This is a genomic window from Candidatus Rokuibacteriota bacterium, from assembly GCA_030647435.1.
Classification (GTDB): Bacteria; Methylomirabilota; Methylomirabilia; order Rokubacteriales; family CSP1-6; genus AR37.
In genome coordinates this window covers 162,965-188,747 of sequence record JAUSJX010000012.1, presented here as the reverse complement: position 1 = coordinate 188,747, position 25,783 = coordinate 162,965, and the positions used below count along the sequence as shown (strand labels likewise).

The window sequence follows — 25,783 nt, the reverse complement described above, 5'->3', positions numbered from 1 at the left end:
GCGCGTCGTAGGATGGCGTCCGCGATGCTCCGCGAGCTCGCCATCCGGAACCTGGCCGTCCTGGAAGAAGCGCGCGTCGTCTTTGCGCCGGGGCTGAACGTCCTCACCGGCGAGACCGGGGCCGGCAAGTCCATCGTCATCGACGCCCTCCTCCTGGTCCGCGGCGCCCGCGCCCAGCCCGATCTCATCCGCACGGGCGCCGAGTCCGCCTCGGTGGAGGCCGTGTTCGACATCTCCGCCACGGGCCCGGTGGCGGCGGCGCTCGACGAGGCCGGGCACGCCGCCCCCGACGGCCAGCTCGTCGTCAAGCGGGAGCTCTCGCGATCCGGGCGGCACCGCGTGTTCGTCAACGACTCGGCCGCGACGGTTGCGCTCCTCGAGCGCCTCGGCGACCTCTTGGTGGAGATCCACGGCCAGCACGAGCACCAGCGGCTCATGGAGCCCCTGCGCCAGCTCGACGTGCTGGACCGCTTCGCCGGGTGCGAGGAGACGCGGACGAAGCTGGCCGCGCTCTGCCGCCGATGGGAGACGGCGCGGGCTGAGCTCGTCCGCATCCGCGACGACGCTCGCGAGGGGGCCCGCAAGCAGGAGCTCTTCCGCTGGGAGATCTCCGAAATCGACGCGGCGGAGCTCCGCGAAGGCGAGGAGGACGAGCTCCGCGCGGAGCGCCGGCGGCTCCAGAACGCCGAGCGGATCTTCGCCGGCCTTCAGGAAGTCATGGGGCTCCTGCACGAGGACCCGCAGGCGGCCGGCTCGGGAATCGGCCGCGCCGCCGCGCTGCTTCGGGAGCTGTCGCGCTTCGACCCCGACGTCGCCACGCCCATCGAGGCGCTCGAGGGCGCGCAGGCCTATGTCGAGGACGCCGTCGCGCGGGCGCGCGGGCTCCGCGACCGGGCGGTCATGGATCCGGACCGGCTGAGGCAGATCGACGAGCGCCTCGACGCCATAGGCAACGTCAAGCGCAAGTACGGCGAGACCGCGGCTGCCGTCGCCGCCTACCGGGAGGAGATCGCCCGGGCGCTCGACAGGATCGAGCATCACGACGCCATCGCCGAGGAGACGGAGCGCGAGGTGGCGGAGGCGGCCAAGAGCGCGGCGCGGGCGGCGGCGGTCCTGTCGGAGTCCAGGGCGGAGGCGGCGCAGCGACTCGAGCGGCTGATCCAGCGCGAGCTGCGTTCCCTCGGCATGGAGCACGCGCGTTTCCGCTCGCCGCTCCGGCGGGAGGCGGCCGGGGAGGGGGACCTCTCGAGCGGGCCGGGCGGCTGGCGCCTCGGCGTCCGGGGGGCGGAGACGGTCGAATTCCTTCTGTCGGCCAACCCTGGAGAGGAGCTGAAGCCGCTGGCGAAGGTCGTCTCGGGCGGTGAGCTGTCGCGGACCATGCTCGCGATCAAGACCATCCTGGCGGCGGCCGAGGATGTGCCGAGCATGGTCTTCGACGAGGTGGACGCCGGCATAGGCGGGCGCGTCGCCGACGCGGTGGGACAGAAGCTCCGTCAGACCGCCGCGGGGCGCCAGGTGCTGTGCGTGACGCACCTCGCCCCGATCGCCGCCTACGCCGAGCACCACCTGCTCGTGGAGAAGCGCGTGGCCAAGGCTGCCACGCGGACGACGGTGACGGCGCTGGACGCGGGCGGCCGTGTGGAAGAAGTCGCGCGGATGCTGGGCGGTGAGCACGTGACCGAGGCCTCGCGGCGGCACGCGCGTGAACTCCTCCGGGCCGCTCGACCAGCCGGGTAGTGTAAGATACATCGTATGCTGAACGTCCTCGTTCGCGCGGTCTTCGGCACCAAGCACGAGCGCGATGCCAAGCGCATGCGTCCGACGGTCGAGGCCATCAACGCGCTCGGCGCCGACTTGGAGCGTGTCCCGGACGCGGGCCTCCGGGCCAAGACCGACGAATTCCGCAAGCGGTATGCCGACGGCGCGCAGGTGGACGATCTCCTGGTAGAGGCCTTCGCCGTGTGCCGCGAAGCCGCGCGGCGGACGGTCCGGATGCGGCACTTCGACGTCCAAATCATGGGCGGGATGGTGCTGCACCAGGGCACGATCGCCGAGATGGCGACCGGTGAAGGCAAGACGCTCGTCGCGACGCTGCCGGCCTATCTGAACGCGCTGCCGGGGCTGGGCACGCACATCGTTACCGTCAACGACTACCTCGCGCGCCGCGATGCGCAGTGGATGGGCCCCATCTACCACGCGCTCGGGTTGAGCCTGGGTGTGATCCAGCACGAGGTGTCGTACCTCTTCGACCCGGCGCACGTGTCGCCCGACATCCGGCTGGCGGGACTCAGGCCCTGCACGCGCCGCGAGGCATACCACGCCGACATCACCTACGGCACCAACAACGAGTTCGGCTTCGACTACCTCCGCGACAACATGCGCTTCGGCCTCGAAGACATGGTCCAGCGCGAGCACCACTACGCCATCGTCGACGAGGTCGACTCCATCCTGATCGACGAGGCCCGCACCCCGCTCATCATCTCGGGCCCGGCCGAGGGCTCGACCGACCGCTACTACAAGATCGACCGAATCATCCCGAAACTCACTCGCGCGGCGACGATCGTGGAGGGCAAGCTCTCCGAGATCGAGGCGCAGGCGCCGGGCGATTACATCGTGGACGAGAAGTCGCGGGCGGTGTCGCTGACCGAGGAGGGCATCTCGCACTGCGAGCGCCTCCTGAACGTCGACAACCTCTACGACCCGTCGCAGATGGAGGTGCTCCACCACATCAGCCAGGCGCTCAAGGCCCACGCCCTCTTCAAGAAGGACGTGGACTACGTGATCAAGGACGGGCAGGTCATCATCGTGGACGAGTTCACCGGGAGGATGATGCCGGGACGCCGCTGGTCGGATGGCCTCCACCAGGCGGTCGAGGCCAAGGAAGGTGTCAAGATCGAGTCTGAAAATCAGACGCTTGCCACCATTACGCTCCAGAATTACTTCAGGATGTACGACAAGCTCGCGGGGATGACGGGGACGGCGGCGACGGAGGCGGACGAGTTCGCCAAGATCTACGAGCTCGACGTCACGGTCGTTCCGACCAACCGGCCGATGTCCCGCGTCAACTACCCGGACGTCGTCTACAAGACGGAGCGGGAGAAGTTCGAGGCGGTCAGCGCCGAGATCGTCGCGTGCCACGAGAAGGGCCAGCCCGCGCTCGTCGGCACGGTCTCCATCGAGAAGTCCGAGCGCCTCTCGGGGCTCTTGAAGAAGCGCGGCATCCCGCACCAGGTCCTCAACGCCAAGTACCACGAGCGGGAAGCCGAGATCATCGCGCAGGCCGGCCGCGAGAAGGCCGTCACGATCGCCACGAACATGGCGGGACGGGGCACCGACATCCTGCTGGGTGGCAACCCGGACTTCCTGGCCAAGGAGCTCCTGAGGAAGAAGGGGCTCGACCCGGCGCTGGCGCCGCCCGAGGCCCGCCAGACCGCTTGGGAAGAGGCCAACAAGGTCACGCAGACCGAGCACGAGCGCGTCGTGAAGCTCGGGGGGCTCCACATCATCGGCACGGAGCGTCACGAGTCCCGGCGAATCGACAACCAGCTGCGGGGCCGATCGGGGCGGCAGGGCGACCCGGGCTCCTCGCGCTTCTACCTGTCCCTCGAGGACGACCTGCTCCGGATCTTCGGCTCCGAGCGTATCCAGCGCATCATGGAGCGGCTGGGGATGGAGGAAGGCGAGCCCATCGAGCACAAGCTCGTCACGCGGGCCATCGGCACCGCCCAGAAGCGCGTCGAGACGCGCAACTTCGAGATCCGCAAGCATCTCCTCGAGTACGACGACGTGATGAACAAGCAGCGAGAGATCGTCTACGGCCTCCGCCGCGACATCCTCGAGGGCGAGAGCCAGGAGGACCGGATCCTCGAGTGGACGGGGGAGGTTGCGGAAGGCATCACCGAGCGGTTCGCGCCCCGCGACGCCCATGTTGACGACTGGGACCTAGCGGGTCTCAACGAAGCGCTCTACCGCCAGTTCGACCTGCGCCTGGCCGGCGAGAGGACCGAGGGCGCGGTGGAAGCCGGGTCGACCGAGGCCCTCAACGCGGCAGTCCTGGAGGCCGTGGAGGCGCTGTACCGGGAGCGCGAGCAGCAGGTGGGGCCTGAGCTCCTGCACCGGCTCGAGCGCTGGATCCTGCTGGGACTGCGCTGGGAGGACGGCGAGTTCCGCGGGATCGACCAGCTGTGGAAGGACCATCTGCTGAACATGGACCACTTGAAGGAGGGCATCGGGCTGCGCGGCTACGGCCAGCGTGACCCGCTGACCGAGTACAAGAAGGAAGCCTTCGACATGTTCCAGGAGATGATGGACCACCTGAAGGAGGTCGTGCTCGAGCAGCTCTTTAAAGTCCGGATCGGCAACGCGGATCTTGCCCCCATGCCCGGCCCGGCGCCGGCCGCAGTCCGGGAGCCCAGGTGGCGCGAGATCCACGGGACCAATGGAGAAGCCGCCCCCAGCGAGCCCCGCATGCTGGCCGGGGTAAAGGTCGGGCGCAACGACCCGTGTCCGTGCGGGTCGGGCAAGAAGTACAAAAAGTGCTGCCTTCTCAAAGGCGTGTGAGCTGAGCGACGTGTAGCCTGAGCACGCGGCCCCGCATCTAGTGCTCCGGTGGTCCTGAACCCCCCTCCTATGGGGTTTTTTCTTGTGCGTCCCGCCCTGGCTGTGTTATCTGTGTGTGCCGGAACCCGGTGATCGTATGCGCCTCGAACAGATCGTCATACAGGGCTTCAAGTCCTTCGTCGAGAAGACGGAGGTCCAGGTCTTTCCCGGTGTGACGTGCATCGTCGGCCCAAACGGCTGCGGTAAGTCCAACGTCGCAGACGCCGTGAGGTGGGCGCTCGGCGAGCAGAGCCCGAAGATCCTGCGCGGCCACAAGATGGAGGATGTGATCTTCCACGGCTCGTCCACGCGCAAGGCCGTGGGGCTGGCCGAAGTCGGCCTCGTCTTCAACAACGACGGGGGGCTCAACGTGCCGTGGAGCGAAGTCGGCGTGGCCCGCCGCCTCTACCGAACCGGCGAGAGCGAGTACCTGCTCAACAAGAGCGTCTGCCGCCTCCGCGACATCCAGGACCTCTTCGCCGGAACCGGCGTCAACCCCAAGGCCTACGCGCTCATGGACCAGGACCGGCTCAACCACGTCCTGACGGCCAAGCCCTGGGAGCGGCGCATCTTTATCGAGGAAGCGGCCGGGGTCGCACGCTACAAGCAGCAGCGGGCCGAGACCCAGGGCAAGCTCGACGCCACCCGCCAGAACCTGCAGCGCGTCCGCGACGTCATGGACGAGGTCAAGCGACAGGTCAGCTCGCTCGAGCGCCAGGCGAAGAAGGCGCAGCAGTACAAGGCACTCCACCAGGAGAGGCAGGCCCTCGACTTGGCCATGCTGGCGGCCGACTACGCCGGTCTGACGGCTGCGCATGAGGCGCTGGTCCAGGAGGGTGCCAGGCTCCGCCGGGAGGAAGACGAGCGGCGGGTGGCCATCGCCCAGATCGAGGCCCGTGAGGCGACGCTGCGCGCGGCGATACAGGAGAGCGAGTACCGGCTGGCGGATCTCAGGCAGTCGGCGCAGAAGTTCCAGGGCGAGGTCGAGCGCCTGCTGGAGCGGCGCGAGCAGATGGGCGCGCAGATCCGCGAGATGGGGGAGGAGGAGCTGCGGCTCGGCGAGGAGATTCGCTCTCTCACCGAGCGCCGCACCGACGTTGGCGCCAAGCTCCAAGACGCGATCCGAGCCTTGGGAGACGCGCGGGAGCGCTTCGTAGGGCTGGACCGGCAGGTCAGGGAGTTCGACGTCGATCTGGAGATGCGGCGGTCCGAGCTTGGCAGGCGCCGGGAGGCCGTCGAGGCGCTGCGCCTCGAGCAGATCCGGGTGGCTGGAGACCGCGCCGAGCTGACGCGCTCCGCGGGCGAGTTGCGGGAGCGCGGCGCCCAGCTCGAGCGGCGGCGCGAGCGGCTCGAAGCGGAAACGACGTCGGCCCGGGGCGAGGCCGACGCGCTGGCGGCGGCGCAGCGTCACCTGGAGACCAGCATCGAGCGGACAGGAGTCCAGCTCTCCCTGCTGACGGGGGAGAGGGAGCAGGTCGAGCAGGAGCTCGTCCGGCAGGGAGCCATGCGCGTTCAGGCGCAGGAGTCCCTGGCGGCGCTCCGGGTGGCCATTGTTGCAAAAGAGTCTGCCAGGGAGGCGCTGGGACGGCTCGAGCGCGAGCGCGAAGGCTACGGCGCCGGGGTGCGCTCGCTGTTCTCGCCGCAGGCGGCTTCGTCCGTTGCCGGCGTGGTGGGCACCGTCGCGGACCTGCTCGAGGTCCCGCCGGGACTCGAGCCGGCGGTTGAGGCGGTGCTCGGCGACCGCCTCCAGTGGGTGATTGTCGAGCGCTTCGAGCATGCTCGGGCGGCGCTGACCTATCTCGAGCGCGAAGGCGCGGGCGCGGCGACGCTCCTCGCCCTCGAGACGCTCGCTCCCGCACGCAGCGCCGGCGAAGGGGGCAGCGACGACAAGGACGTCACCTGGGCGGATCGTCTGGTCGGCGGCCCGCGGCCCGAGCTGGTCCGTCACCTGCTTGGGGGCGTCGGAGTCGTCGGGCACCTCGACCTGGCCGAGGCCCTATGGCGGCGCGACGGGGCCGTGGCAACATATGTCACGCGGGCCGGTGAGGTGCTGGCTCCGACCGGGGCGCTGACGGGCGGCCGTCGACACAACGAACGGCAGGCCAATGACCATTCCCTTCTCGGAAGGAAGCGAGCGCTGCGCCAGCTGTCGGAGGAGCTGGGCGAGCTCGCCCTCCAGGCGGAGGAGGCCCAGCGACGGTTCCATGCGCTGGACCGTGAGGTCGAATCGCTGCGGGGCCGCCAGGAGGTCTTGCAGGTCTCCGTCCACGCTCAGGAGACGGCCCGGCTGAGCGGCGAGAAGGATATCGAGGCCGCGCGCCGCGAAGCCCTACGCGTGCTACGCCATCTCGAAACGCTCCAGGCCGAGGGACGCCAGCTCTCGGGCGAGGCGTCGATGGCGGCGCGCGAGATCGAGGCGCTGGACGAGCGGCTGGCTGAGGTGGCGGCCCGCGAGACGGCCATCGAGCGGGAGATGACGGCGCTGCGGCAGAGCCTCGAGGCCGACCAGGCCGGCGAGGCGTCCATCGTGGTCGCAGCGACGTCCTGTCGTGTCAACCTCGCCACCGTTCTCGAGCGCGTCGAGGCGCTCGGACGCGAGATCGACAGCCTGAGCGAGCTTGAGGTCGAGTTTGGGGCGCGTCTCGAGGAAGCCGGGAGCCGGCGCGCCCAGATCCTCGACCGGCGCCAGGACCTGACGCGGGAGCAGGGCCGGACCGACGAGCGGGCGCGCGAAGTCGGGGCGGAGCGCGACCGCAAGGAGCGGGATGTCGCCGTGCTCGCTGAGGAGCATAGCCAGCGGTTAGACCTGAGGCAAACGGCCGAGAACGAGCTCCGGGAGTCGCAGAGGCGGCTCGACGGCTTGGTCTCGCGGATTCACGAGGTGGACCTGAAGGAGACGGAAGGGCGCGTCCGCCGGGAGGAGCTCCTCCAGGAGGCCGGGCGCCGCCACGCCGTCGACGGGGCGGAGACGCTGCTCGCCGCTCACGATCCGACTCGGGACCTCGAGGCCGGTAAGATCCGCTACGAGGAGCTCGGCGCCAGGCTCGAAGGGATGGGGCCCGTCAACCTCGTGGCGGACGACGAGTACCGGGAGCTCCAGGAGCGGCTCGAGTTCCTTCGAAGCCAGCACGACGACCTGGTGCAGTCCATGAAGGATCTCGATCGGGCGCTCCGCGGCATGACGCGGACGGCGCAGGAGCGCTTTCAGGAGGCCTTCGAGGAGATCAACCGGCATTTCGGTGAGATCTTCCAGCGACTATTCGAAGGCGGACGGGCCGAGTTGCGCATGGTGCCGCCGGAGGAAGGCGAGGATGACCCGTTGGAGCTGGGTGTCGAGCTCATGGCCCAGCCGCGCGGCAAGCGGCTCCAGGCGGTAACGCTTATGTCGGGCGGGGAGCGGGCGCTCACCGGCCTTGCCCTCCTGTTCGCGATCTTCTACTACCGGCCGAGCCCCTTCTGCGTGCTCGACGAGGTCGACGCGCCGCTCGACGACGCCAACATCCACCGGTTCATCAGGGTGCTGCGGGAGCTCTGCTCCCAGACCCAGTTCATCGTCATCACGCACAATCGCAAGACCATGGAAGCCGCCGACGTGCTCTACGGCGTCACCATGCAGGAGCCAGGGCTCTCCCGCCTCGTTTCCGTCAAGCTGACCGAAGCCTAACTCCGCCCCCGCTTTGACTCTTTGGCCGCCGAGGGCGTAGACTGCCCGGGAGGTGTCATGAGCTCTCTGGGAATTCGTCTGCGCGAGCTTCGCGAGGTCAAGGGTGCGTCGCTCGACGACATCGCGCGCTCCACTCGGGTCGGGCGAGGGTACCTCGAAGCCCTCGAGTCCGACAGCCTGGGTGAGCTGCCTTCGCCGGTTTTCGTCAAAGGCTTCATCCGGGCATACTGCGAGTTCCTCGAAGCCTCACCCGACGAGGCGCTGGGACTCTACCGCGAGGCCGCCGGGGAGACCGTGAGGCCGGAGCGACTCCAGAGCGTTACGCATGCGCCGCCGTCCCGCCGCGTCGGGCCGCTCATGGTCAGCCTCGTCCTCTTCATCGCGCTCGGCGCGAGCCTGTTCGCGCTACGAGGCGGGCTCAAGAGCTCTCCGCGCCCGGCGCCGGGCGTGTCGGGGTCTGCGCGGGGCAACCCCGAGAGCGGACCCTCGTCGACGCCCACCCCCGTCACATCCTCGACCGCCGTGCCCGTACAGCCGGCTCCAGTTCCGGCGGGGGAGCCAAGGCCCGCAGGCCAACGCCTCCTGATTCGCGCCGTGGAGCCCACGTGGATACGCGTGCAGGTGGACGAGGGGCAGGTGGCGGAGGAGCTCATGCAGGCGGGCGCGGTCCGCGAATGGACAGCCGCGCGCCGGTTCGTCCTCTCCGTGGGCAATGCGGGCGGCCTCGAGGTCGACCTCAATGGGCGGCGGATTCCGGCGCTGGGAGCCAGGGGCGCGGTCATCCAGAGACTGGTGCTGCCGGCGGAAGCCCAGGGGGCGGGATCGTAATGGGCTTTCTCGGCGCCTTGGCCGATCGCCTGAAGCAGGGGCTCGAGCGCTCGCGCCAGGCGCTCAACGAGGGGCTCGACGGCCTGCTCTCACCGGGCAGGGTGGTCGACGAGGGAATGCTGGAGGAGCTCGAGGAGGTGCTGGTCGCCTCCGACCTCGGGGTCCGTGACGCGGCCGAGTTCGTGTCGCGCGTGCGGGCCGAGGCCAAGCGCACGGGGGCACTGTCGGGACAGGACGTGCGCGCGCTCCTGCGAAGGTTTCTCGAGGAGGCCCTGGCGGGCGCGGCAGCGCCGCTCAACGTGGACGGAGCGCCGAGCGTCATCCTGATGCTGGGGGTCAACGGCGCGGGCAAGACCACAAGCACGGGCAAGCTTGCGGCGGCGCTCCGCGCGTCGGGCAAGAGCGTCCTGCTTGCCGCAGCCGACACCTTCAGGGCGGCGGCGGTGGAGCAGCTCGAGGAGTGGGGGCGCCGGGCGGGCGCGGAGGTCATCCGTCAAGGCGCGGGCGCCGACCCGGCGGCCGTAGTCTTCGACGCCGTGAAGGCCGCGGCGGCCCGTGGCGTGGACGTGCTCCTCGTGGACACCGCCGGCCGCCTCCATACGAAGTGGAACCTGATGGACGAGCTCGCCAAACTCAAAAAGGTCGTAGCCCGGCAGCTGCCGGGGGCGCCGCACGAGTGCCTGATGGTGCTGGAGGCTTCGACCGGGCAGAACGCCTTGGCGCAGGCCAGGCTCTTTCACGAGGCGGTAGGGCTGACGGGGCTCGTGCTGACGAAGCTCGACGGCACGGCCAAGGGCGGCATCGTGGTGCGTATCTACCGCGAGCTGGGCGTGCCGATAAAACTCATAGGAGTAGGGGAGCAGGTCGAGGACCTCCAGCCCTTCGATCCGAAGGTGTTCGTGGACAGCTTGATCTCCCCATGAAGATGGATGCCGCGCTCAGACCCGAAGACTTCCGTTGGATGGGGCGCGCTCTTGAGCTCGCCGGGCGCGGCGCGGGCATGACCTCTCCCAATCCCGTCGTGGGCGCCGTGCTCGTGGCGGCGGGCCGCGCCGTCGGGGAGGGCTTCCACGCCCGAGCGGGCGCGGCCCACGCCGAGGCGGAGGCGCTCGGACAGGCGGGCGCAGCGGCCCGCGGCACGACGCTCTACGTCACGCTGGAGCCCTGTAATCACACGGGCCGGACTGCGCCGTGTGTCGACGCAATCACGACCGCCGGTGTGAAGCGGGTGGTCGTGGCGATTTCCGACCCGAATCCCCGGGTATCGGGTGGTGGAGTCGCCGCGCTCTCCCGGGCCGGCGTCGAGGTGACGGTCGGCTGCCGCGAGAGTGAGGCGATCGCCCTTAACCGAGTTTTTATCATCGCGGCTCGGCGCGGCCGGCCTCACGCTACCCTCAAGTGGGCCGCGACGCTGGACGGCGCGACCGCCGACGCTCGACGAGCGTCCCGCTGGATCACCGGACCCGAGGCGCGGCTCGAGGCGCACCGCATGAGGAGCCGAGCGGATGCCGTCGTCGTCGGGATAGGGACTGCCCTGGCCGACAACCCCGGTCTCGACGTGCGGCTGGGTCATCCCTGGCCACGCGAGCCCTTTCGGGTCGTCGTCGACAGCCGAGCGCGTCTCCCGGTCTCGGCACGTCTCATCGGAGCGGGCAAGCCCGCGCGCGCCCTCGTCGCAATCACCGACGCCGCCGACCCGGAGCGCCTGAGGAACCTCGAGACGCGAGGGGTCATGGTGCTCAGGTGCAAGTCGCACGAGGGGCATGTGGACGTGAGCGACCTTGTGTCCCGGCTCGGCGCCCTCGACGTAGGCGGGATCCTCGTGGAGGGGGGCGGCACGCTTGCCTGGGCCTTCCTCGAGGCGGGGCTCGTGGACCGCGTCGTCGCTTTCACCGCGCCCAAGCTCCTCGGGGGCGCGTCTGCGCCCAGGGCTCTCGAGGGCACCGGCCTGCTCCTGCCGGAGGCGATTCGGCTCGAGGGAATCTGTGTCCGCCCTATCGGGAGGGACTGGATGATGGAGGCTGACGTCGTGCACGAGGGCGTCAAGGTCTGATATGTTCACGGGCATCGTCGAGGAGACGGGCCGGGTGCTGCGCCGCACCGGCGCCCGGCTGGTGGTCAGCGCGGGCGCGACGCTCGACGCCACGCAGGTGGGCTCGAGCCTCGCGGTCAACGGCGTCTGCCTGACGGCCGTGGAGCTGGGTGCCGACTCCGTTGGCTTTGACGTCGGGCCCGAGACCCTCGCCCGGAGCGCCCTCGGGGATCTCTCGCCCGGAGACGAGGTCAACCTCGAGCGCCCCATGCGGCTCGACGGCTTCGTAGGGGGGCACCTGGTCCTTGGACACGTGGACGGCGTCGGGGTCGTCGAGGCCGTGGAGAGGGAGGGAGAGACGGCGCGGCTCAGAATAGAATGGCAGGACGAGGGGCTGGGCCCGCTCCTGATCCCGAAGGGCTCGGTCGCGGTGGACGGGGTCAGCCTGACTGTCGCGGGGCTCGACGCGCGGGCTTTCGAGATCATGGTGATCCCGCATACACTGGAGCGGACGACGCTGGGCGGCCTGAAGGCTGGCCGGCGGGTCAACCTGGAGATGGACGTGATCGGGAAGTACGTGCTGCGCGCCCTGAGCTTGAGAGAGGAGCGACGGTGACTACCGAGAGCAGGCGGGAGTTCGCGAGCATCGAGGAGGCGGTCGGAGACATCCGCGCCGGGCGGATCATCGTGGTGGTCGACGACGAAGACCGGGAGAACGAAGGCGACTTCCTCATGGCGGCCGACAAGGCCACGCCCGAGGCCGTCAACTTCATGATCGTGCACGGGCGGGGTCTCATGTGCATGCCCATGCTGGGCGAGCGGCTCGAGGAGCTGCAGATCCCCATGATGGTCAACGACAACACCGCGCCGCTGGCGACCGCCTTTACGGTGAGCGTGGACGCGCGGCGCGGCGTCACCACCGGGATCTCGGCTTACGATCGCGCGGTCACCATCCGGACGCTCGTCAATCCCCTGTCGCGCCCCGGCGATCTGACGCGCCCCGGGCACATCTTCCCGCTCCGGGCGATGCCGGGCGGGGTCCTGCGGCGGGCGGGGCACACCGAGGCGGCCATCGACCTGGCGCGGCTTGCCGGCTGCGCGCCGGCCGGCGTCATCTGCGAGGTGCTCAACGACGAGGGCGGCATGGCGCGGGTGCAGGACCTGCTCTCCCTGGCGAAGCGCCACGGGCTCAAGTGCATCACGATCAAGGACCTCATCGAGTACCGCATCCAGAAGGAGAAGCTCGTGCGGCGGGCGGCCACCACGCAGCTGCCGACCGAGTACGGCGAGTTCACCTGCATCGCCTACGAGACCACGGTGGACGACCGCCTCCCGCTGGCCCTCGTCATGGGAGATGTGCGCACCGACGACCCCGTGCTGGTGCGTGTCCACTCGGAGTGCCTGACGGCCGACGTGTTCGGATCGCGCCGCTGCGACTGCGGTTCGCAGCTGCACAAGGCCTTGGACATCATCGAGCGCGAAGGGCGGGGCATCCTCCTGTACATGCGGCAGGAGGGGCGGGGGATCGGGCTCTTGAACAAGCTGCGCGCGTACGAGCTCCAGGACCAGGGCAAGGACACCGTCGAGGCCAACCACGTCCTGGGCTTCCAGGCCGACCTGCGCCACTACGGCATCGGCGCGCAGATCCTCGTCGATCTCGGCGCGAAACGCCTGCGCATCCTCACGAACAACCCGAAGAAGATCGTCGGCATCGAGGGGTACGGGCTGCAGGTGGTCGAGCGCGTGCCGATCGAGATTCCGCCCACCGAGAGCAACAAGCGCTACCTGATGACCAAGCGCCAGAAGATGGGCCACCTCTTCTCTTCGCTGCCTGATTGAGATGACCGGACCCGCCCCCGAGAGGAACCCGGACAGAAAATCCGGACACGGCGTCCGCCGAGCGCCCGCGGGCCGCTTCGCCGTCGTGGCGGCGCGATTCAACGAGTCGATCTCGAAGAAGCTCGCCGACGGAGCCGCCTGCGCGCTCGAGGCCGGCGGCGTGGCCGGCGAATGCGTCGAGGTCCACTGGGTGCCCGGCTCGTTCGAGCTTCCGCAGGCGGCCATGGCGCTCGCGCGGACGGGCCGGTATGCCGGCATCGTCTGCGTTGGCGTGGTGATCCGGGGCAAGACCCCGCACTTCGATTACATCGCGGGCGAGGCCGCCCACGGGCTGTCGAGGGTGGCGCTCGAGACCGGGGTGCCGGTGAGCTTCGGCGTGATCACCGCGCTGACGGAAGCGCAGGCGTGGGAGCGCGCCGGAGGCGCCGTCGGCCACCGCGGCGAGGAGGCGGCACGGGCGGCGCTCGAGATGGCGGGCTTCATGCGGGGGCTCAAGGCCGGCCGCGCTCGCCCGCGCCGGCGCTGATGGGCAAGCGCCGCAAGGCCCGCGAGCTGGCGTTGCAACTGCTCTACCAACTCGATGTCCAGGGCGAGGGCTCGCCAGGGCCCCACCTCGACGAGTTCTGGACGCGCCACCCCGTGGACGTCGAGGTGCGCGAGTTTGCCGAAGTCCTGGTGCGCGGGACCAAGCTCCACGAGGCGAAGATCGACGAACTGATCTCCCAGTACGCGGAACACTGGGAGCTCGAGCGGATGGCGGTGGTGGACCGGAACATCCTCCGCGAGGGCATCTTCGAGATCCTGTGGGCCGGCGACGTGCCTCCGAAAGTCGCAATCAACGAGGCACTCGAGGTGGCCAAGAAGTTCAGCACGCAGGAGTCGAGCCGCTTCATCAACGGGATCCTCGACCGCGTCCACAAAGAGCTGCGGCCCTCCGGCTGAGGCCTGCGTGCGATACGCGGTGCTCTCCGACGTGCACGGCAACCTGGAAGCTCTCTCGACCGTGCTGGCCGACGCGGCTTCCGAGGGAGCCCTCGGAATTCTGTGCCTGGGTGACACGGTCGGGTACGGCGCTGATCCCGCTCCCTGCATCGAGCTCTTGGGCGAGCGGTCCACGCGGATGGTCGCGGGCAACCACGAGCACGGTGCGTTGGGCTTGCTGGACGTCCGCTGGTTCAACGCAGCAGCACGCGCGGCGGCCCTCTGGACTCGCGACCGCCTGGGCGCGGACCACCAGAATTTTCTCTCCGCGCTCCCCCTCGCGTCGACCATCGGCGAGGCGACCTGCGTCCACGCGAGCCCGCGGCGCCCGGAGGAGTGGGACTATCTCCTCTCGGCGGAGGACGGGTTCCAGGCGTTCGGTGACTTCACGACACGTCTGTGCTTCGTCGGGCACTCGCATCGACCGGGCGTCTGGTCGCTGGGCTCGAGCGGGCCGGCGTACGAGGACCTGGCCGGCCCGGCTTTCCATGATCGCCGCATTCCCTTCCACGACGGGCGGCGGTATATCATCAACGTCGGCAGTGTCGGGCAGCCCCGCGACCGCGATCCTCGGGCCGCGTACGTCCTGTGGGACGAGGACGAGCGAAGCGTCACGCTTCGCCGCGTGACGTACGATCACAAGGCGGCGGCGGCCAAAATCCTCCGGGCCGGGCTCCCGCGCGCGCTCGCCGACCGCCTCGCGTACGGGGTGTAGCCCGCTGCCTCTCCCCGGCCGCACGGCGACACGCAGGGCTGTCCTCACGCTGTCGGGGGTCGCCGGGGCCTTGGCGTTCCCGACGACGGACTGGTCGATGCTGGCCTGGGTCTGGCTGGTGCCCGCCTTCCTCTGCGCTCTAGAGCGTTCGCCCAGAGAGGCCCTCGCCGACGGATGGCTCGCCGGCACGGCGTTCTTTGTCGTGCTCCTTCGCTGGCTCGACCACACCTTCCAGAGCTACAGCGCCATCCCGTGGCCGGTGACGTGGCTTCCGATCCTCGCGCTGGCGGCCTACTGCGGTCTGTATACAGGGCTCGTGTGCGCCGCCATCGGGCGCCTGCGCGGCCGCCTCGGCGACGGCTGGGCGCTCGCAGTGGCGCCCGCGCTCTGGGTGGCGGGGGAGTGGATCCGCGACTGGCTCATGGGCGGATTTCCGTGGGGCCTGCTGGGCTACTCTCAGCACCTGGCGCTCCCGGTGATTCAGATCGCCGAGATCGGCGGTGTCTACATCGTGTCGATGCTTCTCGTGGCCGTGAACGCGGCCATCGCGGGGCTCTGTGTCCTCGGCAGGCGACGGGCGGCTCCGGGCCTCGCGTCGGTCGCCCTTCTGCTGATGGGTTCGCTCGCCTTCGGCTGGTGGACTCTGTCGCACGAGTTCGGCCCCGCTGCCGACCGGGCGCTGCGCTTCGTCGAGATCGCCGTGATCCAACCCTCCGTCGAGCAGAGCCAGAAGTGGGACCCCGCGTACCAGGCACGGACCCTGGACCTTTACGAGAGCCTGACGCGCCAGGCAGCCAGGACGAAACCGGCCGTCATCCTCTGGCCGGAGACCGCCGCGCCTATCTTCCTTCGCGGCGATCCCGCCCTGCTCAGAAGGCTCGTGGCGCTGTCCCGGGAGATCGAAGTGCCGGTGCTGGTCGGCTCCGTCGACCAGCTGCCGGGCCCCCGAGATCAGTTTCTGAACAGCGCTTTTCTACTGGGAGATCAGGGGATTACGGCCAAGTATGATAAGATTCACCTCGTACCGTTCGGCGAGTATGTACCCCTTGCCGGGGTCTTCGGCTTCGTCAGACAGTGGGCGGAGTTCATCTCTGATTTCGCGGCCGGCAGCCGCCAGACGGTGTTCCCGCTGCCCGGGGCGCCGTTCGGCATCGTGATCTGTTACGAGGTGATCTTCCCCGATCTGTTCAGGGGCTTCGTGGTTGGAGGCGCGAGCTTCATGGCCAACATCACCAACGACGCGTGGTTCGGACGGACAAGCGGCCCTTGGCAGCACCTGGGCATGCTTCCGCTCCGCGCTGTCGAGAACCGAGTGGCCGTTGTCCGGGCGGCAAACACGGGCATCTCGGGCTTCGTGGGCCCGGACGGACGCGTAGGGCGGACGCTGCCGCTGTTCGAGCGCGGCTTCCTCTCCGCCCGGATCCCGCTCCGGTCGCGAACGACCCTGTACACGCGGTTCGGCGACTGGCTCGTACACCTGTGCCTTGGGTTGTCCGCCGCGGCGTGGATCGCCGCTTCCGTCCGGAAGCCTCCGGCGACATGCTAGGCGACCTGAAGCGCGACCTCGCCGAGGTCGAGAAGCGCGTGCTGGACCTTCGGGGGCACCTTTGACCTGGAGACCAAGGAGACGCGCATCGCAGTGATCGACCAGGAGATGTCCGCCCCGGCCTTCTGGGAAGACAGCCGCAAGGCTCAGGCGCTCGTGCAGGAGCGCGCGGATCTGGCCAGGACGGTTGGACGCTTCAAGGATCTCGGGGGGCAGGCCGAGGACCTCCGCGTGCTCTGGGAGATGGCGACCGAGGCGGGGGACGAAGGCGAGACCGCCGGTCTCGAGCAGGCGTTGGCCGCCCTCAGGAAGGCCCTCGAAGCCTTCTCCGTCAAGATCGTGCTCTCTGGGCCCCAGGATCGGAAGAACGTCATCCTCTCGATACATCCGGGCGCGGGCGGCACCGAATCCCAGGACTGGGCGCAGATGCTCATGCGCATGTACTTGAGATGGGCCGAGCGCACGGGGTTCAAGGCCGAAGTCGTGGATCTGCTGCCGGGCGAAGAGGCGGGCATCAAGTCCGCGACCATCGAGATCACGGGCGAATACGCGTACGGATACCTGAAAAGCGAGATCGGCGTGCATCGGCTCATCCGGATTTCGCCCTTCGACGCCTCGAAGCGTCGCCATACGTCCTTCGCCTCGGTGTCGGTCATCCCCGAGGTCGAAGACGTCGAGGTCGTCGTGAAGGACGAGGAGATCCGCGTGGACGTCTACCGCTCCTCGGGCCCGGGCGGGCAGGGAGTCAACACCGCCGACTCGGCCGTCCGGATCACGCACCTGCCGACGGGCATCGTGGTTGCCTGCCAGAACGAGCGCTCCCAGCTCCGCAACCGCGACACGGCGATGCGCGTCCTCAAGGCGAGGCTGTACCAGGTCTACGAGAAGAAGCAGCGCGAGGAGCTGGCGGAGCTGACGGGCGAGAAGAAGGACAGCGCCTTCGGCAGCCAGATTCGGACCTACACCTTCCATCCGTACCAGATCATCAAGGACCATAGGACGGGGGTCGAGATCGGCAAGGTCGACGCCGTCATGGACGGCGAAATCGACCCCTTCATCGAGGCGTATCTCGCCTCGGGAAAGTCGGCCTAGCGTGGCCGCCGCGCAGCCGGAGGGACCCCTGCCCGAGAGGCCCCAGCCGGAGACAAATGATCTCATTCGACGGCGCCTCGAGAAGCTGGAGGCGCTGCGCGCCGGCGGGATCGACCCGTTCGGGCAGCGTTTCGCGGTCACGCACTGGGCAGGCGAAATCGGGCGCCGCTTTCACGCCGCGGGTGACGACCTGCTCAAGCAGGCCGGCCCCGTGGTCGTCGCCGGGCGGGTGGTCGCGCTCAGACACCACGGGAAGACCTGCTTCGCGCACCTGCGCGACCAGTCAGGGCAGATACAGCTCTACGCCCGGGCGGACGGGCTCGGCGAGTGCTACGCGCTCTTCACCAGCCTCGACGTCGGCGACTTCATCGGCGTGACGGGCGAGCTTTTCCGGACTCGCACTGGCGAGCTGACCGTCGTCGTTCGGAGCTTCGAGTTCCTCGCCAAGTCGCTCCGACCGCTGCCGGAGAAATGGCACGGGCTCAAGGACGTCGAGACGCGGTACCGGCGCCGCTACGTCGACCTCGTGATGAACCCCCAGGTCCGCGAGGTCTTCGTGATCAAGAGCCGGCTGATTCGAGAGATGCGCGCCTTTCTGGATGCGCGCGGCTTCCTCGAGGTCGAGACCCCGATGATGCAGCCCATTCCCGGTGGAGCGGCGGCCAAGCCCTTCGTGACGCACCACAACGCGTTGGACATGACGCTCTACCTGCGCATCGCCCCCGAGCTGTATCTCAAGCGCCTGGTTGTCGGCGGGCTCGACCGCGTCTACGAGATCAACCGGAGCTTCCGGAACGAGGGGATCTCGACGCAGCACAACCCCGAGTTCACGATGCTGGAGTTCTACCAGGCCTACGCGGACTACGAGGATCTCATGACCCTGACGGAGGAGATGCTCGCGCATCTCGGGCGCGAGATCCTCGGAGCGACCACGCTACGGTACCAGGGCGAAGAGGTGAGCCTCGCGGGCCCGTGGCGACGCCTGCAGTTCTTCGATGCGATCTCCGGGGCCGTCGGTGCCGCCGTCGGCCCGGAGACCCCTCCAGCCGCCTTGCGGAAGGCGGCGGTGGCGGCGGGCGTGCCGGAGCCCAAGGCGGGGGCGGGCGCCGTCGGCCTGTGGAAGGACGTCTTCGACACGCTCGTCGAGCCGACCCTGGTCCAGCCAACCTTCATCACCGACTTCCCCATCGAGCTCTCGCCGCTGTCCAAGCGCAAGGCCGGCGACCCGCGGTTGGTGGACCGCTTCGAGCTGTTCATCTGCCGGCGGGAGATCGCCAACGCCTACTCGGAGCTCAACGACCCGGTAGACCAGCGCCGCCGCTTCGAGGAGCAGGCGCGCGAGCGCGAGCGCGGCGATGAGGAAGCGCACTGGATGGACGAGGACTTCGTCCGCGCCCTCGAGTACGGCATGCCGCCGACGGCAGGCGAGGGGATCGGCATCGACCGGCTGGCCATGCTCTTCACCGACTCGCCGTCGATCCGCGACGTGATTCTGTTCCCGCACCTGCGCCCCGAGCGCGGCCAGGCTGGCCAGCCTGCGCCCGACGATGAAGAGGGCGAGGGCTGATGCCCGGCCGAGGTCTCCCCTTCGAGCTGTTCCTGGCGCTTCGCTATCTCCGCGCGCGAGGGCAACGCGCCAACCTCTCGCTCTTCGTCTGGATCGGCGTGGGAGGCGTCTTCCTGGGCGTCAGCGCCCTCATCGTCGTGCTGGCCGTGATGACCGGGTTCCAGGACGGCATCAAGGACAGGATCATCGCAGCGAACCCTCACATCCTGCTCGTCGAGCGGGGCGGCCGCGGGGTCGCCGGGGCCTCTGAGGTCGCCTCGCGGGTGCGATCCATACGCGGGGTGCTCTCGGCCACGCCCTTCGTGGTACAGCAGGCGCTGTTCACCGGCCAAGGCCGCGGCGCGACGGGCGGGCTCCTGCGTGGCGTCGATCTCGCGTCGCCCACCGTCCGGGCGCAGCTCGCGGGCGAGGTCAAGACGGGAAGCCTCGACCCGCTGCTGCGCGCATCGGGAGAGCCCGCCCTCCTCCTGGGACGAGAGCTGGCGAGAACGCTCGGCGTGGTTCCCGGCGATCACGTAACGCTCATCTCGCCCGAGAGCGCCATGACGGGGGTCGGGCTCGTTCCCAAGATGCGGCGATTCGAAGTGGCGGGTTATGTCGAGGTGGGGCTGTACGAGTACGACGTCTCACTGGCTTACACCGGGATCGCGGCCGCCCAGGAGTTCGCGGGGCTCGGCGATCGGGTCTCCGGGGTCGAGGTGAAGCTCGACGACCCCTTCGACGCCAAGGAGGTCGGGCGGCGCATCGCCGCGGTCGTCGGGCCCGGGCTCTGGATCCGCGATTGGATGGGGATGAACCGCAACCTCTTCGCGGCGCTCCAGCTCGAGAAGCTGGCTCTCTTCGTCATCGTCACGATCATCGTGCTGGTCGCGGGTTTCGCCATCATCGGCCACCTGATCCTGCTCGTGGCGGAGAAGCGCAAGGAGATCGGCATCCTCAAGGCCATGGGCGCCAGCGCGGGGAGCATCGGGAGCGTCTTCCTGGCGGTCGGGATGGCGATCGGCCTCGTCGGCACAGCGGCCGGCAGTCTCTTCGGCCTGGCGTTGATCTGGGTCCAGAACACCTACAAGATCATCCGGCTGGCGGGTGACGTGTACCAGATCGACCACCTTCCCATGAAGCTGACCGGGCTCGACTTCGCGCTTGTCACGAGCGCGACGCTGCTGATCTCGTTCCTGGCGACGCTGTCCCCGGCGCGCCGGGCCGCTCGGCTGGACCCGGTCGAGGTGCTCCGGTATGAGTGAGGCGCTGGTCGCGGCGCGCGAGCTTGAGCGGGAGTACCGGGTCGGCCCCGAGACCGTGCGGGTGCTGCGGGGCGTGAGCCTGTCGGTCAACGCCGGGGAGAGCGTCGCCCTGATCGGCGCCTCGGGGGTCGGGAAATCCACGCTGCTCCATCTCCTGGGCGGGCTCGATCGGCCTACGGCCGGGCAGGTGCTCTTCGCGGGCGAGGACATGTACGCCCGCTCGGAGAGCGCCCTGGCCCGGCTCCGGCGCACCGAGATCGCGTTCATCTTCCAGTTCTACAATCTCTTGGGCGAGATGACCGCGCTCGAGAACGCGATGATGCCGGCCTTGCTCCAGCGCCTGCCGGCCGCCCAGGCCCGGGAGCGCGGAGCGGCAGCTCTCCACGAGGTCGGGTTGGGCGACAGGCTCGGCCACCGCCCGGGCGAGCTGTCGGGCGGGGAGCAGCAGCGGGTCGCCATTGCCCGCGCGCTCGTCGCCCAGCCCCGACTGGTCCTGGCCGACGAGCCCACGGGGAACCTCGACCCCAAGGCCAGCGAGGTGATCTGGGACCTCTTCCTGAGACTGCAGGCGGAACGGGGCCTGGCCTTCGTCGTAGCCACCCACAACCACGATCTGGCCCGCAAGGCCGACCGCGGATACCGGCTGTTGGAGGGGCGGGCGGTTGCCTGGAGCTGAAGGTCGCGGAGACCCTTTCCGGCCTCTCATCGAATTCGCGCACTTAGATCTCTCCAGAGGGGCCGGAAGGAAGAAAACGCTAGGGCGACCGAGGACTTGGGAGGTATACTTTGCCCAGGTCAGGGTCGGGCTTAGGGGCGGTTCTAACCCCTAGGTGGCAGTGCTAACCCTTAGGGGGCAGTGCTAACCCGAAGTTGCGAGGGCTCCAAGTGTTCGAGAGATTTACGGAGAGAGCGCGGCGGGTCATCATCCTGGCGAGGGAAGAGGCGGGCCGCTTCCGTCATGATTTCGTCGGGACCGAACACATCCTCCTGGGACTCATCAGGGACGGCGAAGGGATCGCGACGGCCGTCCTCCAGCGCCTCGGCCTCAGGCTCGAGACGGTCAAGGCCGAGGTGGAGCGGGCGCTGGCCGGGTTCCCGAAGACCCTGACATTCGGCGAGGTGCCTTTCACGCCTCAGGCCAAGCGGGTCCTCGAGCTCAGCATCGAGGAAGCGCGCCAGCTCGGGCACAACTACATCGGCACCGAGCACCTCCTCCTGGGTCTCATGAAGGAGGGGCAGTCCATCGCGGCGAAGATCCTCGAATCCCTCGGCGCGCGCCTCGACGAGGTCCGCCAGGAGACGCTTGCGCTCCTGGGAGACCAGTACTACCCGCGTCCCAAGAAGCGCTCGCAGACGCCGGTGCTCGACGAGTTCGCCCGCGATCTGACGCAGCTGGCCCGCGAGAACAAGCTCGACCCGGTCATCGGGCGGGAGACGGAGATCGAGCGCGTCATCCAGATCCTCGCCCGGCGGACCAAGAACAACCCGGTCCTCATCGGCGAGCCCGGCGTCGGCAAGACGGCCATCGTCGAGGGGCTCGCCCAGCGCATCGTGGGCCACGAGGTGCCAGACGTGCTGGCGCAGAAGCGGCTCCTGCAGCTCGACCTGGGCGCCCTCGTCGCCGGCACGAAGTACCGCGGGCAGTTCGAGGAGCGGCTGAAGGCCGTCATGAAGGAGATCCGCCAGTCGGAGAACGTGGTGCTCTTCCTCGACGAGCTGCACACGCTGATCGGGGCGGGCGCCGCGGAAGGCGCGATCGACGCGTCGAACATGCTCAAGCCGGCGCTGTCGCGGGGCGAGATCCAGACCATCGGCGCGACGACGCTGGATGAGTACCGCAAGTACATCGAGAAGGACGGCGCCCTCGAGCGCCGCTTCCAGCCCGTTATCGTCCGCGCCCCTTCGGTGCCGGAGTCCGTGGAGATCATCAAGGGACTGCGCCACAAGTACGAGGCGCACCACCGGGTCAAGATCACGGACGAGGCGATCGACGCCGCCGTCAAGCTCGCCGACCGCTACATCACGGACCGGCAGCTGCCTGACAAGGCCATCGACGTCATCGACGAGGCCTCCTCACGTACCAGGCTGATGGCGCTGACGCCGCCGCCCGAGATCAAGGAGATCGGCAAGGAGGTCGAGCGCGTCGTCCGCGAGAAGGACATGTACCTGGAGGCCCAGGAGTTCGAGAAGGCCGCGTCTCTCCGGGAGAAAGAGAAGCTGCTCCGCGGGCGGGACGAGGAGATGAAGCGCGAGTGGGACAAGCGCAAGGGCAAGGGGCCCCAGACGGTCAGCGAGGAGGATATCGAGTACATCGTCTCACGTTGGACGGGGATCCCGCTGTCCAAGCTCGAGGAGAAGGAGTCGGCGAAGCTCGCCCGGATGGAGGACGCGCTCCACGGGCGCATCATCGGCCAGGAGGACGCGGTTGTCGCCGTGTCCCGCGCGATCCGCAGGTCGCGGGCAGGTCTCAAGGACAGCCGGCGGCCCGTGGGCTCGTTCGTGTTCCTCGGCCCGACGGGCGTGGGCAAGACGGAGCTGGCCCGGGCGCTGGCCGAGTACCTCTTCGGCGACGAAAACGCTCTCATCCGAGTGGACATGTCCGAGTACATGGAGAAGTTTTCCGTGTCGCGCCTGCTGGGGGCGCCTCCCGGCTACGTTGGCTACGAAGAGGGCGGTTACCTGACGGAGAAGGTGCGGCGCCGCCCGTATTCGGTCGTGCTCTTCGACGAAATCGAAAAAGCCCACCCGGATATCTTCAACATGCTGCTTCAGGTGCTGGACGACGGGCGCCTGACCGATTCGGTGGGTCACGTGGTGGATTTCAAGAACACCATCCTGATCATGACGTCGAACCTGGGGACCAGCTTCATCGGCAAGCGGACGGCTCCTGGGTTCCTGGCGGAAGGGGATGAGACGACCTACGAGCGGATGAAGGAAAAGGTGCTGGACGAGTTGAAGCGTGCGTTCCGGCCGGAGTTCATCAACCGGATCGACGACATCATCGTGTTCCATGCCCTTTCCCGGGAGCATATCACCGCGATCGTGCAGCTCATGGTCGACCGCATCAACAAGCAGCTGTCGGACAAGGGCATCCAACTCGAGCCCACCGGGGCTGCGCTGGACCTCCTCGTCCAGAGGGGATACGACCCGACCTACGGGGCGCGCCAGCTGAGGCGGACGATCCAAAAGTACGTCGAGGATCCGCTCGCCGAGGCGATCGTGCGCGGGCAGTTCGGGGACGGCGCGCGGATCGAGGTGGATGTCGAGGCGGGTAATTTCACCTTCCGCGAGATTCAGATCGCCGAGCCGAGGCTCGCGCTGGCGGAACGCTAGAGCGACACGTCCGAGACTGGACGGCCGACGAGACATGACTGCGCGGGGGAGGCCTGCTCTCGCAATTTTTTTTGCCCTGACCCTGTCTTGGGTCGGCGGGGCGGTTGTTTGCCCGGCGCTCGGGCAAACCCGCTCCGCGCCCCCTCCGGGCGCGCAGATCATCGTCAAGGACCTCGCAGTCCAGGGTAACCGCCGCGTTCAGGAAGCGGTCATTCTGGGCCGCGTCTCCGCCAAGGTCGGCGGACCTTTCGTCCCGGCGCGGCTCGCGGACGATATTCGCTCGGTCTTCTCGCTCGGCTTCTTCGATGATGTGCAGGCCAAAGTCGAAGACTTCGAGGGCGGCATCAAGCTGACCTTCGTGGTGACCGAGCGTCCCTTCGTCCGCGACATCAGCTTCGGCGGCAACAAGCGCCTCGATGCCGCAACCCTCCAGGAGAAGATCGACTTCAAGCTCGGCGCCGTGTACAACCCCGTCGAGGTGACACGGGCCGCCGAAAAGCTGAAGGAAGCCTACGAGGAGGAGGGCTACTTCGAGGTCGGCGTGACGCCGGAGGTCGTCAGGCTGCCCGACGGAGACGTCAGCGTGACGTTCCGCGTCGCCGAGGGCCGAAAGATGACGATCGATAAGATCGTCATTGAGGGCGCGCAGGGCCTGAAGCCGGACAAGATCAAGGACATCATGCTGACGCAAGAGCGGGAATTCTACATCCTGCGGGGCACGGTCCAGCGGCAGAAGCTCGACCAGGACACCGAGCGCGTCGTCACGTTCTACAACGACAACGGCTACATCCAGGCTCGCGTGGAGACGGTCGACACGCAGGTGGACCGCGCGACCGCGCGGGTCACGATCAGGATCGTGGTGGCCGAAGGGCCGCAGTTCAAGGTCGGCGGCATCGACATCACCGGCAACAAGGTGCTGCCCCTCGAGGAGCTGCGCCGGCGCGTCCTGCTCAAGCCCGATGACATCTATTCGCGGACCAAGCTGCAGGAGACCGTCAGGGGCATCTCGGATGTCTACGGGACCATCGGGCGGACCGCGGCAGACATCGTTCCTCAAATCGCGCTCGACGTGCCGAACCGGAAGGTCAACATCACGCTCGAGGTCAGCGAGGGCCCCGAGGTCTTTATCGAGCGGATCAACATTTCCGGGAACACGCGGAGCCAGGAGAAGATCCTTCGCCGTGAGCTCCCGATGGCGGAGGGCGACCTCTTCACCACGGGGAAGCTCGGGCGAGCGAAACAGAAGCTGATCAACCTCAACTACTTCGAGAAGGTTGAGACGAAGACGCTACCGGGCTCGTCCAAGGACAAGATCGTCGTCAACATCGAGGTGACGGAGAAGCCCACGGGCCTCTTCTCGATCGGCGGCGGCTACAGCTCGCAGGACGGGGCGCTGGGTACGCTCGACCTGTCCCAGAACAACTTCCTCGGGAAGGGCTACCAGCTCTTCCTCCGCCTGCGCGGCGGCACGGAGACGCAGCAGGGGACGATCGGGTTCACGGATCCGTGGTTCCTGGACCGGCCGCTGGCGGCGGGGTTCGACATCTTCAACAACCGGCGCGTGTACCAGGACTACACGGTCAACTCGCTCGGCGGCGACGTGCGCTTCGGCGCTCCGATCGGAGACTACGGCCGCTGGAACGCCTTGTACCGCCTCAGCCAGGAGCAGGTCAGCGGCGTCGATCCCAACGCAAGCAGCGAGTTGCTGCAGGCGGAGGGGACCTCGGTCACGTCGCTGCTCGGGGGCTCGCTCAGCCGGGACACGCGGGACAGCTTGACGGACCCGACGCGCGGGAACTACGCCCTGTTGGGCGCCGACTTCGCGGGCATCGGGACGGGCGACAACCGCTTCTTCCGGATCACGGCCACGACGACCCAGCACCAGCCGCTATGGTTCGACCATGTGCTCAGCGGACGCCTCATGGCGGCTTACCAGCTCGGCTGGTACAAAGACGCGGTGCCGTTCTTCGAGCGCTACTACCTCGGCGGCCCGAACACCATTCGGAGCTTCAAGTCGCGCCAAATCTCACCCGAGGACTCGTCGGGCACGCTCATCGGCGGGAATTTTCAGGTGCTGGGCAACCTCGAGTACTCGGTGCCGCTGCCCTACGGAATCAGGGCGGCGGTCTTCTTCGACGTCGGCAACGTCTACGGCCCGGACCAAAGCGTGCACACGCCGATTGACCTGACCGACCTCAAGTACGCGGTCGGTCCCGGGCTCCGCTGGAATTCGCCCTTTGGGCCCATCCGGGTGGACTACGGCGTCAACCCGAACCCGAAGAGCGGGGAGAAGTTCGGCAATATCCAGTTCTCGATGGGCTCGGCGTTCTAGCCAGGAGGAGA

At 68.5% G+C, this 25,783-nt stretch carries 18 protein-coding genes; all 18 read left to right on the top strand.

Going from position 1 to position 25,783, the window contains the following annotated elements:
- Positions 1-24: 24 nt before the first annotated feature.
- The 18 genes from recN to bamA all read left to right on the top strand — a co-directional run bounded on the left by recN (position 25) and on the right by bamA (position 25,772).
- Entirely contained in the window at positions 25-1,737 is a 1,713-nt protein-coding gene (recN, locus tag Q7W02_02855; protein ID MDO8475130.1) for a DNA repair protein RecN, read from the top strand.
- Between the two features lie 15 nt (positions 1,738-1,752).
- Complete coding sequence (secA, locus tag Q7W02_02850) at positions 1,753-4,560, top strand: preprotein translocase subunit SecA (GenBank protein ID MDO8475129.1); 2,808 nt, start codon at positions 1,753-1,755, stop codon at positions 4,558-4,560.
- A gap of 136 nt (positions 4,561-4,696) precedes the next feature.
- Positions 4,697-8,263: a chromosome segregation protein SMC gene (smc, locus tag Q7W02_02845; protein MDO8475128.1), complete on the top strand. Its 3,567-nt coding sequence runs from the start codon at positions 4,697-4,699 to the stop codon at positions 8,261-8,263.
- Positions 8,264-8,320: 57 nt separating this feature from the next.
- A complete protein-coding gene (locus Q7W02_02840; GenBank protein MDO8475127.1) occupies positions 8,321-9,091 on the top strand; it encodes a DUF4115 domain-containing protein in 771 nt (256 codons plus the stop codon).
- Positions 9,091-10,014 carry a signal recognition particle-docking protein FtsY gene (ftsY, locus tag Q7W02_02835; protein MDO8475126.1) on the top strand — a complete coding sequence of 308 codons (924 nt, stop codon included), beginning with the start codon at positions 9,091-9,093 and terminating at the stop codon, positions 10,012-10,014. The genes Q7W02_02840 and ftsY overlap by 1 nt, the downstream gene beginning before the upstream one ends.
- Positions 10,011-11,144: a bifunctional diaminohydroxyphosphoribosylaminopyrimidine deaminase/5-amino-6-(5-phosphoribosylamino)uracil reductase RibD gene (gene ribD / locus Q7W02_02830; protein MDO8475125.1), complete on the top strand. Its 1,134-nt coding sequence runs from the start codon at positions 10,011-10,013 to the stop codon at positions 11,142-11,144. Before ftsY ends, ribD begins: the two co-directional genes overlap by 4 nt.
- A 1-nt stretch (position 11,145) precedes the next feature.
- Positions 11,146-11,739, top strand: coding sequence for a riboflavin synthase (locus Q7W02_02825; GenBank protein ID MDO8475124.1), 594 nt, complete (start codon positions 11,146-11,148; stop codon positions 11,737-11,739).
- On the top strand, positions 11,736-12,962 hold the full coding sequence (locus tag Q7W02_02820; GenBank protein MDO8475123.1) for a bifunctional 3,4-dihydroxy-2-butanone-4-phosphate synthase/GTP cyclohydrolase II: 1,227 nt from the start codon (positions 11,736-11,738) through the stop codon (positions 12,960-12,962). The genes Q7W02_02825 and Q7W02_02820 overlap by 4 nt, the downstream gene beginning before the upstream one ends.
- A 1-nt stretch (position 12,963) precedes the next feature.
- The gene (ribH, locus tag Q7W02_02815) at positions 12,964-13,488 is read left to right on the top strand and encodes a 6,7-dimethyl-8-ribityllumazine synthase (GenBank protein MDO8475122.1); all 525 of its coding nucleotides are present in this window, start codon (positions 12,964-12,966) and stop codon (positions 13,486-13,488) included.
- Positions 13,488-13,904 carry a transcription antitermination factor NusB gene (gene nusB, locus Q7W02_02810; GenBank protein MDO8475121.1) on the top strand — a complete coding sequence of 139 codons (417 nt, stop codon included), beginning with the start codon at positions 13,488-13,490 and terminating at the stop codon, positions 13,902-13,904. Before ribH ends, nusB begins: the two co-directional genes overlap by 1 nt.
- A gap of 7 nt (positions 13,905-13,911) precedes the next feature.
- Positions 13,912-14,658 (top strand): metallophosphoesterase family protein, encoded by a 747-nt coding sequence (locus tag Q7W02_02805; protein ID MDO8475120.1) that lies wholly within the window; start codon positions 13,912-13,914, stop codon positions 14,656-14,658.
- A gap of 49 nt (positions 14,659-14,707) precedes the next feature.
- Entirely contained in the window at positions 14,708-16,204 is a 1,497-nt protein-coding gene (gene lnt, locus Q7W02_02800) for an apolipoprotein N-acyltransferase (GenBank protein MDO8475119.1), read from the top strand.
- Positions 16,198-17,296 (top strand): peptide chain release factor 2 gene (prfB, locus tag Q7W02_02795; GenBank protein ID MDO8475118.1). Its coding sequence is split into 2 segments (ribosomal slippage): positions 16,198-16,266 and positions 16,268-17,296, totalling 1,098 coding nucleotides; the frame shifts between segments, so codons are not numbered across the junction. Before lnt ends, prfB begins: the two co-directional genes overlap by 7 nt.
- A 1-nt stretch (position 17,297) precedes the next feature.
- Entirely contained in the window at positions 17,298-18,863 is a 1,566-nt protein-coding gene (gene lysS / locus Q7W02_02790; GenBank protein MDO8475117.1) for a lysine--tRNA ligase, read from the top strand.
- Positions 18,863-20,107: an FtsX-like permease family protein gene (locus Q7W02_02785; GenBank protein MDO8475116.1), complete on the top strand. Its 1,245-nt coding sequence runs from the start codon at positions 18,863-18,865 to the stop codon at positions 20,105-20,107. Before lysS ends, Q7W02_02785 begins: the two co-directional genes overlap by 1 nt.
- Positions 20,100-20,783, top strand: a complete 684-nt coding sequence (locus Q7W02_02780; GenBank protein ID MDO8475115.1) for an ABC transporter ATP-binding protein — start codon at positions 20,100-20,102, stop codon at positions 20,781-20,783. The genes Q7W02_02785 and Q7W02_02780 overlap by 8 nt, the downstream gene beginning before the upstream one ends.
- 209 nt (positions 20,784-20,992) lie before the next feature.
- Entirely contained in the window at positions 20,993-23,440 is a 2,448-nt protein-coding gene (locus Q7W02_02775; protein ID MDO8475114.1) for an ATP-dependent Clp protease ATP-binding subunit, read from the top strand.
- 34 nt (positions 23,441-23,474) lie between these two features.
- Entirely contained in the window at positions 23,475-25,772 is a 2,298-nt protein-coding gene (bamA, locus tag Q7W02_02770; protein MDO8475113.1) for an outer membrane protein assembly factor BamA, read from the top strand.
- The last annotated feature ends 11 nt before the right edge of the window (positions 25,773-25,783 follow it).

Coding starts and splice junctions, on each gene's coding strand:
- nusB (MDO8475121.1), top strand. CDS start 13,488: ATGGGCAAGCGCCGCAAGGCCCGCGAGCTGGCGTTGCAACTGCTCTAC.
- ribD (MDO8475125.1), top strand. CDS start 10,011: ATGAAGATGGATGCCGCGCTCAGACCCGAAGACTTCCGTTGGATGGGG.
- Q7W02_02785 (MDO8475116.1), top strand. CDS start 18,863: ATGCCCGGCCGAGGTCTCCCCTTCGAGCTGTTCCTGGCGCTTCGCTAT.
- smc (MDO8475128.1), top strand. CDS start 4,697: ATGCGCCTCGAACAGATCGTCATACAGGGCTTCAAGTCCTTCGTCGAG.
- secA (MDO8475129.1), top strand. CDS start 1,753: ATGCTGAACGTCCTCGTTCGCGCGGTCTTCGGCACCAAGCACGAGCGC.
- Q7W02_02840 (MDO8475127.1), top strand. CDS start 8,321: ATGAGCTCTCTGGGAATTCGTCTGCGCGAGCTTCGCGAGGTCAAGGGT.
- bamA (MDO8475113.1), top strand. CDS start 23,475: ATGACTGCGCGGGGGAGGCCTGCTCTCGCAATTTTTTTTGCCCTGACC.
- Q7W02_02780 (MDO8475115.1), top strand. CDS start 20,100: ATGAGTGAGGCGCTGGTCGCGGCGCGCGAGCTTGAGCGGGAGTACCGG.
- recN (MDO8475130.1), top strand. CDS start 25: ATGCTCCGCGAGCTCGCCATCCGGAACCTGGCCGTCCTGGAAGAAGCG.
- ribH (MDO8475122.1), top strand. CDS start 12,964: ATGACCGGACCCGCCCCCGAGAGGAACCCGGACAGAAAATCCGGACAC.
- ftsY (MDO8475126.1), top strand. CDS start 9,091: ATGGGCTTTCTCGGCGCCTTGGCCGATCGCCTGAAGCAGGGGCTCGAG.
- Q7W02_02825 (MDO8475124.1), top strand. CDS start 11,146: ATGTTCACGGGCATCGTCGAGGAGACGGGCCGGGTGCTGCGCCGCACC.